Raw genomic sequence first — 14938 nt, 5'->3', positions numbered from 1 at the left:
ATCCACTTATGATTGATTTCATTTATCCTCTCATACAAAACAATCATTTCTCTTTAAATAAACCGCCACTGCTTTCCTATTTTCTGTTGGTTTATAAGATAATTTATTTGCCTGCAATTCAATTTCAACTGCACCATCCGAATATACCTCTTCCACTTCATATTCAAACTCTGTAGGAATATTAATCGTATACTTATTCTCCAAGTCACCATCAAAAACGTGGAATAATGCAAATGCATCACCATATTCTCCACTTCTTAGAATTCCCTGCCAACCTATCGGATGTCGATAGCTTAAAATCTCAGGTCCAAATCGATACGTATATCCATCTCGAATAATGGGTGCTATTTTTTTATAAAATGCAATACCACGATCAATGACATTCCACTGTTCTTCTTCTAATTCCATTATGTCACCAGATAAGCACATTCTTCCCAAAAAAGTGTTCGCAATCGAATATGCAATACGTTTTAAGGAATCATCCTTTCGAATTACTGCCCATATTTGGCTTTGCCTTGGTAAAATAGCACGATGTAAGTTTGCAGCTATGATAGGTATTTCTTCACATTCATGAGCATCCGAAAAAGATGCCATACTACAAATGCTCATCATCAAAGGATCCAAGCGGTGTCCGCCTGAAGCACAGTTTTCTAATAGAATACCAGGAATTTCTTTCTTTACTTTATTAATAAATTCGTAAGAAGCCATCATATTCTGACGCAATCCTTCTCCCATTGACTCTGCGCCATCACATCCCAGACCAATCGTATCATTATAATCGATTTTTAAATAGGAAAAATTATATTTTTGCAACATTTTAATCACTTTTTCCGTTAAATACTTTTCTACCCAAGGATCTCTCATATCCCAAAATCGCCTCATAGTTGTGGTCAAGGTCTTATTATCTCTTTTTAATAAATGTTCATCATTTTGGTACGCTTTCGAGGCAGAACCCACCGTTTCAATTTCAAACCAAATGCCAGGCAACATGCCAGCATTTCTAATTGCTTCTACTGTTTTATCCATTCCATGAGGGAATAAATCCTTAGATACCACATAATCACCCATAGAAATATCCCACGGTACTCCTGCTTCTTTATACCATCCACAATCAATTACAAAATATTCAAATCCTTTGCCTTTAATTGCATTTAAAATCCCCATTATATTATCATGAGAAGGGCAACCCCATGTTGTACAATATTCATTAAAAATAATCGGTAAACTACTCTCACGATCTACTTCGTTATCGAATAATCGATTTCCTTCTGATGTTAGTCTTTGCGATATTTTATCAATACCACCACCTTTACACACGGAAAGAATGGCATTAGGTGTTATGAATTGCTCTCCCACAGCTATTTGCTTGATCCAATGACCAAATTCCCTATCTGCCAAACCTCCAGAAATGGATAATCCATCATCCTTTCTATATAGTTCCATTTGCCAGGAAGCATTGTGCGCTAACTGAACTCCCCAAAATATATCGTTTTGGGTATCTTCAATTGCAAGATATGGAAAATAATGATTCACTGCCATAGAACCGACCTGGCCAAATCGCTCCGAACGAACCGCATGTCCTCCCCAAGAAGGTTCTAATTGAAAGTCTTCAATCGTGTTTGTTTCCAACCGTCCTTCCATACTCCATACACTACGCAATCTATATGCTTTTAATGTATGATAAGCATCTCCTGTCGTAAACGGAGTAATACCTCCAATTGAAAAACTTGAAATCATTTCCAATGTCACAATATCACTACTTTTATTATAAAATTTAGTAAAGGTATTCAAACTTTTACTATTTTTATACCAGGTAAGATAATGTTTTACTTCATAGCCTCTATCATCTTTTAAGGTAGTAATAATTTGATCTTTCTCTTCCATTGAATTAAATTTTTGCTCTTTATATTTTAACAGTGTAGTAGACTCACCTTGCCGCATCGTTACACCACCGGCATAACCGCCAAGATAAGTGTCACCAACAATTTTTAACTGTACTAGGGAATCCACACTTTGCTTCTTCTCATCCCAATTAACAATCTGTGTGTCAATCGGGACGAGCATCAACTCAACATTTTTTGTTTCATTGTCAATAAAATACATAACCTTCATATCTCCAAAAAGGTATTCGTTCAATAATATAACTTTCATTTTTACCTCCAATATACCGCACGGTATTATAACTACCTAAAAATCATTTTGTTATGTTTTTCTCCATTCATCAACCTTTCACCGCACCTACCGTCATTCCTTTTATAAAATACTTCTGTAAACTTATAAATAATAGAGCGATCGGAAGTACCGATATAATAATAGCAGCCATCGCAGTTGAATAATCACTTGATTGTGCTGAAAACAAAGATTGAATTGCCACAGTAAGCGTTTTTAATTGTTTTTTACTTACAAATAAACTTGCTAGCAGATAATCGTTCCAGATTTGAAATGCTTGCATAATAATTAATGTTGCCATCGCCGGTTTCAACATTGGAAGTACGATTGAAAAATAGGTTCGAATGATCGAACACCCATCAATTCTAGCTGCTTCCTCAAGATTAATTGGTACTGTTGACATAAAACTTGTCATCAAAAATACGCCAAAAGAAATTGCAGTAGCAATATACATAAAGATAATTCCAAATCTTGTATTTGTCAAATGAAGTTTGAATCCTATAATGTAAATTGGTAAAAATAATGCTTGATAAGGAATTAAAATACCTATAATAAAATAGACATAAAAAAATTTGAAAATTTTATGTTTACATCTAGCAATTGCCCAAGCCGTTGTTCCACACAAAACAGCTAATATTACAACACTAAGTAAAGTATATAAAAATGTATTGGTAAAAGTAGTTACCATATTTAATTTATCAAATGCTTTTTTATAATTTTCTAAATTAAAACTTTGTGGTAATGACAGTGGATTACTTAAATATAATTCCTTTTTAGTTTTAAAAGAATAATTGATAACAATAACTATTGGTATTATAAACAGTATTGCCATAATTGTCATAACTAACTGAACAAGCAATGTCGCCATCGTATATGGCTGCTTTGATATTTGATCTTTATCTTTCTTATTATTGAATGCCACTATGCTTGCACCTCCTTATTTTTCAATCCCTTTACTTGTACGAGCGCAACTATTAAAAGAACCAAAACTAATGTCACTGACATTGCTGAACCATAGCCATATTTACGTCCACTAATCGCTGTTGAATAGGTTTTGAATATAATTGAAGTGGAAGCTCTTCCTGGTCCTCCCTTTGTAGAAGATACCAATAAATCGTATACTTTTAACGATCCTGTTGTAATGCCTACCACGCATATCGTAATTGCTGGTGCCAGCATAGGCAAAGTAATATTAGAAAAACAACGAATTGCACCTGCTCCATCAACTTTTGCTGCTTCATATAGTTCTGCTGGAATTGATTGCAGCCCAGCAAGATAAATCAACATCCAGTATCCCATCCACTGCCAGTTATTTGCAATTAAAAGTCCTGACAGCACGGTACTTCCATCTCCAAATAATAAAAAGTTAATATGGGTTCCAAACAAATCATTGATCGCCGGAAGAACATTAGAAAACATACGAAGCCAAACAAATCCTACAATTACGGAACTAATTAAACATGGAATAAAAAAAGCTGTTCGATACAGTTTTTGTGCTTTAATCCCCCGATCAAGTGCAACTGCAAATAATAATGCTAATACATTTTGAATGATAGTATTAAAAAAAGTAAACCGCAGAGTAAACCACCAAGCATCTATAAATTCAGAATCTCTCATTAGGCTGATGTAATTTTGTAAGCCTACAAATGGCTTATCCTGTGTCATACCATTCCAGCTTGTAAATGAATATCTTATAGCCATAAACATAGGAATAATTAGTCCTATTGTAAATATAATGAATCCAGGTAATACTAATAAAAGGTACTGCCTAAACATATTTTTATTATAATTTGTCTTGTTTTGTTTGCTCATTTTATCGTCTCCTCATATGAAAGGCTTGAACCTTTTATTCTTATTTTCAGTTTATATAATGAGGCTGCCAAATTGTCTTGCAACCCCATTAAAATAAAAACGATTCTTAATTAACAATACTTGCTGCTACTCTGTCGTCCGAACACTTCAATGCTTCCTCAAATGTTATATCACCTTGTAACCATGCTGCAATATCTTTTGCATTTTCTTCCTGGAATCCACCCCAAGTAAGCTGATTATTACCTATTGTTACATCTACAATCATTCCATCTGATGCATATTTATCAATATCTTCTTGACTTGGATTGATAAAAGTAGGTGTTACATCCTTTAACATTGATGCTGTCCTTGTATAGTCATAAATCTCTGTTGCCAAATCTTTATCACCTGTTAATAAGTCTAAAACACAATTAATAGCATCTTGGTTCTTACTTGCCGCACTTGTCATGATTGTAAGGTTTGGTTCAAAGATTAGCTTTGAATCTCCCGTTTGATTCGGGAAAGGAAAAATTCCGAAATCAAAATCCTCATTAATATCTAAAAAGTTTTGTATTGACCATGAGCCAGATACCTTCATCGCCGCCTCACCTAATACCATCTTAGCGTCACAATCTGTCTGCTCTGTTGAAAAGGTATCAGGAAACGTATTATCAAATATTAACTTATTATATTGGTATGCCTGTTGATATTCTTTGCTAGTGGAAAATGATACTTCATTTGCTCTGAATTTATCACCCCATGTAGGTTCCTTGTTAAATACATCATTCATTGCAAACTGCATGGTTACATTACCAATTGACCAAGTATCAACCATGTGGCTGGCAAATGGTACAATTCCTTTTGCATTACAATCATCTATAATCACTTGCAATTCATCCAATGTTTTAGGAATCGTCCAATTATTTTCCTTAAACATATCCTTGTTATAATAAACGCCTTGGTACAACGCATTAAATACAACACCATACACATTATCATTATATGCAGCACTTTGATTTGCCGCATCTAATACTCTGCTAGTATAGGTGCTATCAATTTCTCCGAGAATACCTTGGGGGGCATATGTTCTTATATCCTGTGCTTTACCAATCATAATATCTGGTAATCCTGATTGCATATATTGCTGCATCTTTGGTTGGAAATCATTTCCCCAGTCAACACATTCCCAATTCAACTTAATATTAGGATATTTTTCTGCTAATGCCACATCAATCATGTCCTCAATACCAGCATCCGTTGAAGATTGTCCTGCTAATACAGTAAGCGTAACTAATTCATCCGGAGATTTTGTTGTAACTTCTGTTGATTCTGATGTTTCTGTCGTTTCTACAGTTGAATCATCGGTGGTATTTGGGGAATTGGAAGAACATGCTGACAACATCGATGAAGTCATTGTTGCTACTAATAGCAAGCTGAAAATTTTTTTCTTTTTCATAGATTTTACCCTCTCTTTTTCATAAATGTTTTATAGATACTCTAATTTTATCTCTCAATTGGATTTGTAAATAGGATTATTTAGAAAAAAGCAGTTGTACTATTTAGAGATAGTACAACTGCTTTGAATATAAGAGGTCTTACCTATTTTTTAGCCTTTCTATTGACTACTTTCCATTCGTTGATCATCTGCATAATGAAGCACATCCTCTAATGCTATCTTGCCCTGCAGCCACTCCTGCTGTTTCACTGCCAAATCGTTTTGAAATGACCATATCAACTCTTTGTTACCTGTCGACACATCCATCACTTGATTATTTTGTTCATACCAATTAACATCCTCTTCAATGCATCTTTGATATTTTGATTCAATACCCTTAATCGTTGAAAATGCTTGCGTAAAATCCAGTATATCTTGAATCAGCTCTTCATTTGTAACTAATTCTTCCAATATCTGGTCAATTAAATCATCGTATTGTGTAGTACTACTTTTCATAAAAGTCATATTTGTCTCTCGTAGTAAATTTGAATTACCTTTTTGATTAGGGTAGGGAAATATTCCATACTCCTGATTTAGATTCTCATTATATTGATTAATCAATTGCAATGACCATGATCCAGTCAAGTACATTGCTGCCTCTCCTTCAAAAAAACGCTGATCACATTCATATTGATCAATCATCATAGCATCGTCCCATGAATGAGCTAAAATGTTTTGATTTTGCAATAGGCAATCTTTCATTTGATTGTTATTAAAAAACGATTCTTCTCCTGTTCGAAATAGATCTCCCCAGTTTGGTCTATCTCTAAAAATATCGTTCATAAAAAATTGCATTGTCATATTACCAACCATCCAGCTTTCCCAAAAATGGGCTGCAAAAGGCGTTGTTTGATTTTTCTCTAATATTAATTCAATATCTTCAAGCTCTTTTCTGGTCGTTGGAGGTTTTAAGCCATAATGCTCAAAAATATTTTTATTATAGATTACTCCCTGATAGAGTACATTGTACGGAAGACCGTATACTACTCCATCTTTTTTTACTGACTGTAATGCTTCCTCCTTTATTCTTTTTGTACAATTTGTAGAAATTGGTGCCAGATTGCCTTCTGCTGCATAAGTTTCTATATCCTGAGCTTTTCCAACCATTATATCAGGTATATCACCAGCCGCAATTCGTACTTGCATTTGAGTATCAAATTTTTCTCCCCAATCCACACATTCCCATTCCAATTGTACATTGGGAAATTTTTCAGCCAAAGCCTCATCAATCATATCTTCGATTCCTGCATCTGAACTTGATTGACCAGCTAGGACTGTTATCGTAATAACATCTTCATTTGTCTCGCTTTCCACACTTGTTAGATTTTGATTTTGTAAATAACGCATAATACAGAACATACATATAATGAATAATATAGCAACAATCCAGTTTGCTAATTTTTTCAATATTAATCCTCCTGACACTTCTTGAGTTTATTCCTATATTCTCTAGGGCTTACTCCTGTCATTTTGCGAAATACACGGTTAAAATAAGTATAATCATCATATCCTACTATAAATGCAATTTCTGTTAAATTAATTTTAGAATCAATCATATATTCTTTTGCTTTATCAATACGCTTTTGAGCAATATATAACATTAAATTACTACCAATTTCCTGCCTGAATATTTTTGAAAAATATGAACTTTCAACATTAAATTTATTTGCTAATGAGGTTAGTGTCAATTCTTCAAAAAAGTTATTGTCGATATACTTTACGCACAATTTAACTACGCTTCGAATAGAACCGATTTCCGCTTCTACCTTCAAATCTGTTATCGTATCAATCATCTCTTCTAGTACTTCACATAAATTTTCTACCACCAAATTTTCTACCGTTTTAATTGCTAAGTCAATCATATTTTCCATATCGATTATCTTTCTGGGGGACTTTTCTTCGGAAATGTAATCAACAAATACATTGCATACACGTTTGACCGTCTGCTTTACTTCCAAAAAACTCCATCCGTTGATATCACAATATCTTAACCCAACTGTTTCAAATATGAGTTTCTTTACTGCTGATTGATTTCTAGTCCTTAACAAATTCTTTAATTTGTTTTCTAGTTCTTCTGACATTTGGTTGTTTACATCGCTTTTTATAGAAGAATTATCTTTCTCACATAAAATCATGACACTATTTTTCATATACTTACGTGTCATCAGCATCGTTATAGTCTCTATATAAGCAGTATGAATACTCTCAATTGAATACGAATGTTCACTAATTACAATACTGATTAATGTCTCTTGGTATACCTTAAAATAATTTAGTATTTGGTTCGCCATGATCCTCAATTTTGACTCTTCAAGCTCCGTGATAATTATAAATTCATTGGAACGAAAGATATGATTGAAAATAAGTAAATTCTCATATCTAGTTACATCCTTTATTTTCTTTTTTATGGAATAAGATAGCTGATTCATGTCATAATGATACTGCATCATCAATTCCTTAAGATTATGAATTTTAATTAATATTAAACTACAACCAGCAAAATCTATTTTACTATTCATCATAATTGTTGGCGAATACGCTGTCTCTTCTTTTTCTACAAGCAGACTTAATTCACGGTCTTGAATAAAGGAAGATGCTTTTAATATTTCATTTTTTTGTTCTTCCTGCTTTTTCTCTTTCTGCCTTTTATTACTTATTATTTCTAATGCCTTAGAAAGTGAATTTACTAAGTCTATTTTTGTAACTGGTTTTAATAAATAATTTATTGCTCCAGCTAGCAAAGTTGATTTTACATAATCAAAATTATCATAACCACTAATTACAAAAATTATAATATCTGTATACTCTTCCTTTAAAATTTTAATCAAATCTACACCATTCATAAAAGGCATATTAATGTCTGTAATTAAAATATCTGGTGTATTTTCTTTTACTTTCCTTAAAACATCCTCTCCATCTACTGCAGGCTCTAAAAATTCAATATTGTATTGTTTCCAATCAATCATGGTTCTCAATTTTTCTCTAGTCCAATATTCATCATCTGCAATCAATACTTTATATATTATTTTTGCCATGTTTCCACCTCTTCAACTTTTACTCTAGGGATGGTCAAATAAACACTAGTTCCATGATGTATGTCACTTTCAATATGCAGTCCATATTCTTCTCCATAAAGCATTTTCATTCTTGCATTTATGTTATATAAACCAATTGAACTTCCGCTTTCCACCGCATCTTTACTATTTTTAGCCAGTTTTGCATTCATTTCCTCTGCATCCATTCCTACTCCATTGTCCTTCACAGTTATTTGAAGCTTTCCGTCTAGTTCAAGTGCATTTACTTCGATTTTCTTAATACCGCGTTTATTCCTCAAACCATGATTCAAAGCATTTTCTACTAACGGCTGTATTGAAATACGAGGTATGGAATCCTGTAGAACTTCATCGCTAATGTCAAATCGATATTCCACTTCATCCACCATTCTTACATTCATAACATAAATGTAATTTTTCAAATGTATAAATTCCTTTGCCACAGTGGAGTACGAATGCTTCATATCCAAACTATACCTAAAAATATTAGAAAGAGATTGACACAAATTACTTACAACAGCGCAATTTTGTATACTGGCAATGCTACTCATCGTATCCAATGTGTTATACAAAAAATGAGGATTAATCTGTGACTGTAGCGTTTTATACTCTGCCTTATTGAGTAACAGCTTAGTTTCATATTCATGACCAATAAAGTATTCTATCTTGTCTAACATCTCATTGAAGTCATGTCCAAGTTTCCCAATTTCATCATTCTTACTGTCTTCTACTCTTTGATGTGTATTGCCTAATTTAATTTTTGCAATTGTCTGTGTTAATAACTCTAATCGTTTTGTTAATCCCCCAGAAAACAAAATTGAGGACAATGTAATTAAAATGCTCATTGTAAATCCAATTACGATTAAGTTCTGTGTTAAAACTTTTTGATTCTGTTTTAGCAGATCTTGAGGCATCATAGAATAAGCACTCAGATTATATTTATCCTGCTCTACTAAAAAAAGAACATGCTGTCCTTCTACAAGATCTGTTTTATCTTTCATCTCACCTGCTTGAATCTGCTCGATATTGCTTTCGTAATAATTTTGATCAAAATCTTCTAGTGTACCAACCGAAAGAATTTGTCTGTCTCCCATTGGTTGCAGCCACATAAACATTTCTTTCTGATCACAGTATTTCACCATAATATTCTTTAATACCTTACTGTCAACATCACATACGATATAACCTATTTTACTATTTAAATTGGTATTATCATATATTTTTAACACAAAACGTATCATATCTGTTTCACGATATCGATTATAATAACTGGATATCAACATAGTGGTATCATCTGAAGAAATATAATCCAAAACTTTCTGCGAATTATATTGCTCTATATCCTCATAAATGTCCGTGGGATAATTATGTTTCGGTGTAACCGCTCGCCGATAGGTACTAATTATCTCATTATTAATATTATAAATATAGAGCGCTACAACGCCCTTAGAAGTCTCAAAGTTCTTCGTCACAAAATCATAGGCTAAACGATGATTATCTTGCCTAAGGTCATTAATTGACATTTTACTTTTCAGACTCTGTTCAAATTCTTCTTCGCTATATATATTGATTAAACGGCTTTCCATTGATTTTATAAAAGTATAAATTTCATTTTGCATATATTGTAAAGAATGATTGCTTTCCTCTTTTGCTTGGTTGTAAATCAACTTAGAGGAGGCATCTTTAAAAAGGATTGTTTGTATAATTAACGCACACAACGTACTTCCCAAGCAAAATAATAGTATCTTAGTTCGCATCTTCAAAAAAATATACCTCCAAATCTATCTCGCCTTTAAATATGCAATTCTTATATCATTCATATATAGTTAAAATTTTATTATATTACAATCTTCATTATTAATCCTATCATATCATATTTTAGTGCATTCTACTAGTTTATAATAGGCATAGTTACTGATATTTCGCAAATATATACATATATTCCACTTTAGTGCTTTTTGCAATTTTTTTGGAGTACTAAGTTTTTTTAACCAAAAAAATTACTGACCCTATCAGGATGTGTAATATCTCCCCCTGTATCAACCATACCGATAACAACATTTGAATGGCTGGCTCCGGCAATTTATTCGAATGTCTTGTGTTTACCTTGACTGCGCCTTTGTATATTTGGCAAGTGCTAGGAATGTAGAAACCTTTACTAGCCATTAACAAAATGTAATGTTAACTTGACACTTGCAGCGACTGCTGATAAAATAAAAGTAAGGTTAACATTACTTTATGCGTAGCACAAGGAGAAAAATGGACTTATGAAAAATCGTATTAAGGAACTGCGAGAGCAAAAAGGGCTGACACAGGAGCAATTGGGTGAGCTAATAGGCACATCTAGACAGGCTGTCAATGCCATTGAGACAGAGAAGTTTGAGCCATCTATCTGGATTGCATATGACATTGCTCAGGCGTTTGGATGTGCAATTGAAGAAGTTTTTTTATTTGAAGAAAGCACTAAAAAATCACGTTCCGAAAGAAGCAGGAGGGATCATAATGGCAATTCGTGAGATTCGTTTTGATGGTGATGAAATACTAACAAAAAGATGCAAGGAGGTTACTGTCGTGGATGATCATATCCGTAGTCTTTTGGAAGATATGATGGATACACTTCACATAACTCCTAATGGTGCAGCATTAGCGGCTAATCAAGTGGGGGTCTTGCGTCGGCTTGTAGTAATCGACTTTGATGATAAGCATTTAAAACTAGTGAACCCTAAAATTATTGGGAGTAGCGGTGTCCAGGAATGTATCGAAGGGTGTCTGAGTTATCCGGGGCGCTTTGGAAAAACGATTCGCCCACAGTCGGTCACGGTTCAAGCACTTGATGAAAATGGAGAGGAAATCATTTTAACTGGTGAAAGAGAAATGGCAAAATGTTTTTGCCATGAAATCGAGCATTTGGATGGCGAGGTTTTTCTAGATAAGGTAATTGAGTTTTTAGAGTAAATTTATTTGTATTAAAATTTAAGATTATATAAGGTTGTTTATTGTGAATGAATACCTGTTGCAAGACTTACGAATCGTATTTAAGAGTTTTTCTGACAGATGTGGATGTCCCTATCGATAATTCAGCTTCATAGCATTCTATTCGAACATTTTGTCTAGGCAAGAAAAACTGGATGTTTCATAACACCGCAAAAGGAGCCAATGGCAGTACATTAGTATACAGCATTATTGAAACTGCCAAGCTGAATAATCTTCATCCATACAACTACTTCAAATACATACTCACAGAGTTGCCAAAACACTGTAATCAAAAAGGAAATATTGATCCCGCTAAACTGGATTACTTGATGCCATGGTCAAATAGTATTCCAAAGGAATGCAGGAAACCACGCCGCTCATAATGCGGCGTTAAATTTATCGTCAAGCGGATGGATTGACGTTTGCCAAATAAGTGTATGAACTACAATTAGTTCCATTAATACTTTTGTGCATTATTCCGCCCATTCATAATAAATTCTATAGGTAACCCTTTTTATATCATCATCATTTCCAAAACAAAAACGTTGTTTATCGTCTTTCTTGTTGCCTATTTCATAAAGCAATTGAAACTCTTCTTCCTCTACTTGACTATTATCTCAACTGAAAAACCCCATATATCAACTTTCTAGTCAATATAAGGGGTTCCTAATTATTCTTAATGAAAACTACGTCGAATACTCAACGAATGTTTCATCTTATTTATTGTTAAGTGCCGCCTGAGCTGCTGTGGTTCAGTGGTGAGCAATGAATTTAAAATTTAATTTATATGTTTCATTAATACTATATCATTATATAGACTATATCCTAAATAAAATCTTTGTAATATCTAATATTTTTCAATAATTACATTAATTAGTAAAATGACTGCTGAATATTTGATTAACGAGTGCAGAGATATTTTGTTGTACTTTATCTTGTGTAGAAAACGCGGAGTACCCAATTTTAAAAGCATTTCTGCTTTCCATCATTCGTTCATAAAGATTTTCAATCGGTTCCTCTTCAACAGTATCTGCCTTACTCATTTTATATCCACGAACATCTGCTAATTGTTGCATAGTATAAATTTTGGCTTTTTTTGCTATTGGCTCTAATAGGGCACTTGTTGCTTGAAATTCTGCATTTCTTTCATACACTTTATCTAGAGCATCCAAATCTTCTTCTTTTGTTAGTTTACGATAGCCTAATTCACTATTTTGATCAGTAACCCAGATTTCTCTGGTACCATTTTCATACCCTTTTACAATTTCATCATACTTGTTTCCATAGTAGTCTAAGCTATTATAAACAGAGTTATAGATATTACTTTTTATGCTGCCATCATCAGATTGACTCTTTGATTTACTATGTGAGGATATCATCTCGTTATTATATTTTGCATATAAGTTTATTTCCAATTTAGACCAAATATCTTTCATTTTGTCAAAATCTTCATAAGTTTGCTCGCCTTCAATCTCGTCAACACTATTTCTTAAACTATCTAATCCTTCTTTAGTAATAGTAACCTGTACTGGATTTCCATCCAAGTCCTCTTGTTTCCAAACTTCCTGCTTGTTATTTTCGACATTTTGCGAAAATTGGTTCCAAATTAAAGTAGATGTTGCACCATTTGCTTGAACTTTCATAAATATCCTCCTTAACTTTATTATATTGCTAAAACTATTATTCTGTCATTTCATAATTGAATTTCATTGTATATGAGTTCGTAGTCGTTATGGAATTTGAACCTACTGGTGCAAAGTCATAAAAATAATTAAAATCACTAATATCCACTAATTTTCCTGTATCCGGATCAATTAACACTGTTACATACTTCATATCCTTCCATAAAGTATTTTCTTTATAATCCCCTGAGCATACACAGTGTATTTTATAAAAATCTGATGAAGAATAAAAGGTTAACTTTAAAACTGGTTTACTTTCAATCTTTATATTTGGTCTTGTAGACTTTAAATAGTATACAGCTGAAGGCTTTTCATAATATACATCCTTCAAATAAACCACAACATCATCTCTATCTTCCAATGATATATCATATGACTGTGATCCAGCTGAATTAGAAAGTTTATTAATATAAGAGTAATTTATATCAATCGGATTTCCATTTACATAACATTTAGAGCCTGTTGAATTGGATTGGAACACGATTCCTGCTTTTGCACTTACACCTAAAAAATTTGCAGAACTATCATTAGCCAGTTCGGTTACCTTTTTAAAATTCACTGTATAAGTGCTTGTTGCTGAATAGTTTCCATTTGGACTATATACGCCAAAATAGTATGTACCAGGCATAAGGTGTAGCAAACCATCTATAGGATAAGCTACAGCACTCGTTCCAGATGGTGTTGCATATACCAATTTATAATTATCTGATGTAGAAATTGAATAACTCAAAACTATAGGATTTGTTACTGTAAATGTATAAAAATCTGCATCGCTTGGATTATCAATAACACCCGAAACATTTGTATCAAATGAAACGTTTGTTGCCGTAGCTATGGTATCATTTGGCTCATTGGCTACATCTGCAGTACTCTGGTAGTAAGCAAAAGCAAAATTTCCAGTACCTTCATACCCACCTACTGCAAAAAAATAGGTACCTGTTTCTAAGGTATTATTATAGTATTCAGTAACACCCACTCCTTCTGTAGCACTACCGTCTATTAATTCTAATTGATATGTTTCTTTATTAAGCGAATATAGATACAAATCAGCATCTAATGCTTCAACCATTTGAAGATTAATTGTTACCTTACTCTTTTCATTGAGTACGAACGCGTACCATCTCATTTCTCCCGCAACCCCAATTGTCTCATTGACGATAGTATCATTCGTTACAATATAAGCTTTATTAGGCTCCGTATTAGATGATGTTTCTAGTTCATCACTAGATACGTCCGCTTCATTTGCTTCAGTACTATATAGTACATCAACATTAGCTTCAGTGCTATATAATACATCAACATTAGCTTCTTCACCAGATAAAGCTGCTATAGTCGCGTCTGAAACCGAAAATTCACCACCAGTGTATTCACGGTCCATCACATTTGCTTCTAAAGATGAAATATCTTCTGGTTCTAATTCTTCAGAATGGCTGTTTTTCATTTAGTATTTCGTTATTAGTTACCGCTGTACTTTCCTCTTCAGAACTAGAAGCTGATGCCGCGTTAACTAGCATACTACTTGATAAAGTTATCAAAAGTGCTAATGTTAAAATCTTTGTTACAAATTTACTCTTTCTCATTTAACTCCACCCTTCTTAATAAAATATTTACAGTTATTTTCAAAGCTACAACATGAATAGCTTATAGCTAAAATATATCATTATATACCATTAATTTACAGAAAAAAACGTGAATAGACTATTTGAAAGCGTGAATGGACAGTTTTTTTAATTGGAGGTTGAAATGTAATCCGACCTTCCCGTTTTGTAAACGAA

13 protein-coding genes and 1 pseudogene are annotated in these 14938 nt (G+C 33.2%); 4 read left to right on the top strand and 10 right to left on the bottom strand.

The annotated features are described in order from the left end of the window. Nucleotides 1-30 precede the first annotated feature (30 nt). The 7 genes from C8E03_RS07245 to C8E03_RS07215 all read right to left on the bottom strand — a co-directional run bounded on the left by C8E03_RS07245 (nt 31) and on the right by C8E03_RS07215 (nt 10265). Complete coding sequence (locus C8E03_RS07245; protein ID WP_110290652.1) at nt 31-2151, bottom strand: glycoside hydrolase family 36 protein; 2121 nt, start codon at nt 2149-2151, stop codon at nt 31-33. Between the two features lie 70 nt (nt 2152-2221). Next, the gene (locus C8E03_RS07240) at nt 2222-3091 is read right to left on the bottom strand and encodes a carbohydrate ABC transporter permease (protein ID WP_094379259.1); all 870 of its coding nucleotides are present in this window, start codon (nt 3089-3091) and stop codon (nt 2222-2224) included. After that, complete coding sequence (locus C8E03_RS07235) at nt 3091-3981, bottom strand: carbohydrate ABC transporter permease (protein ID WP_110290651.1); 891 nt, start codon at nt 3979-3981, stop codon at nt 3091-3093. The genes C8E03_RS07240 and C8E03_RS07235 overlap by 1 nt, the downstream gene beginning before the upstream one ends. Nucleotides 3982-4087: 106 nt before the next feature. Next, nucleotides 4088-5416 (bottom strand): ABC transporter substrate-binding protein, encoded by a 1329-nt coding sequence (locus tag C8E03_RS07230; RefSeq protein ID WP_094379263.1) that lies wholly within the window; start codon nt 5414-5416, stop codon nt 4088-4090. A gap of 159 nt (nt 5417-5575) precedes the next feature. Further along, nucleotides 5576-6862: an ABC transporter substrate-binding protein gene (locus tag C8E03_RS07225; protein ID WP_110290650.1), complete on the bottom strand. Its 1287-nt coding sequence runs from the start codon at nt 6860-6862 to the stop codon at nt 5576-5578. 2 nt (nt 6863-6864) lie between these two features. Then, a complete protein-coding gene (locus C8E03_RS07220; protein ID WP_110290649.1) occupies nt 6865-8490 on the bottom strand; it encodes a response regulator transcription factor in 1626 nt (541 codons plus the stop codon). After that, complete coding sequence (locus C8E03_RS07215) at nt 8478-10265, bottom strand: sensor histidine kinase (protein ID WP_242993437.1); 1788 nt, start codon at nt 10263-10265, stop codon at nt 8478-8480. The genes C8E03_RS07220 and C8E03_RS07215 overlap by 13 nt, the downstream gene beginning before the upstream one ends. A 303-nt stretch (nt 10266-10568) precedes the next feature. Between C8E03_RS07215 and C8E03_RS07210 the strand changes: the two are divergent. From C8E03_RS07210 to C8E03_RS07195, 4 genes and pseudogenes are all read left to right on the top strand, one after another. Then, nucleotides 10569-10657: pseudogene (locus tag C8E03_RS07210) on the top strand (DUF3852 family protein); the annotation flags it as partial. Nucleotides 10658-10775: 118 nt separating this feature from the next. Then, the gene (locus C8E03_RS07205) at nt 10776-11024 is read left to right on the top strand and encodes a helix-turn-helix transcriptional regulator (RefSeq protein ID WP_094379272.1); all 249 of its coding nucleotides are present in this window, start codon (nt 10776-10778) and stop codon (nt 11022-11024) included. Continuing rightward, nucleotides 11011-11463 (top strand): peptide deformylase, encoded by a 453-nt coding sequence (def, locus tag C8E03_RS07200; protein WP_094379274.1) that lies wholly within the window; start codon nt 11011-11013, stop codon nt 11461-11463. The genes C8E03_RS07205 and def overlap by 14 nt, the downstream gene beginning before the upstream one ends. A gap of 173 nt (nt 11464-11636) precedes the next feature. Then, nucleotides 11637-11864: a transposase domain-containing protein gene (locus tag C8E03_RS07195; protein WP_242993429.1), complete on the top strand. Its 228-nt coding sequence runs from the start codon at nt 11637-11639 to the stop codon at nt 11862-11864. Nucleotides 11865-12350: 486 nt separating this feature from the next. Here C8E03_RS07195 and C8E03_RS07190 read toward each other — a convergent pair whose 3' ends face one another. From C8E03_RS07190 to C8E03_RS21920, 3 genes are read right to left on the bottom strand one after another with little or no spacing between them, the layout of a single operon-like run. After that, nucleotides 12351-13124, bottom strand: coding sequence for a hypothetical protein (locus C8E03_RS07190; protein WP_110290648.1), 774 nt, complete (start codon nt 13122-13124; stop codon nt 12351-12353). Between the two features lie 37 nt (nt 13125-13161). Beyond that, nucleotides 13162-14604 carry a hypothetical protein gene (locus C8E03_RS07185; RefSeq protein ID WP_110290647.1) on the bottom strand — a complete coding sequence of 481 codons (1443 nt, stop codon included), beginning with the start codon at nt 14602-14604 and terminating at the stop codon, nt 13162-13164. Beyond that, complete coding sequence (locus C8E03_RS21920) at nt 14585-14743, bottom strand: hypothetical protein (protein WP_170122927.1); 159 nt, start codon at nt 14741-14743, stop codon at nt 14585-14587. The genes C8E03_RS07185 and C8E03_RS21920 overlap by 20 nt, the downstream gene beginning before the upstream one ends. Between the last annotated feature and the right edge of the window lie 195 nt (nt 14744-14938).

Origin of the sequence: Lachnotalea glycerini (genome assembly GCF_003201285.1) — a bacterium.
GTDB classification, from domain to species: Bacteria; Bacillota; Clostridia; order Lachnospirales; family Lachnospiraceae; genus Lachnotalea; species Lachnotalea glycerini.
Note: the sequence above shows the minus strand (reverse complement) of the source record. Positions and strands in the feature narration are given on the sequence as shown.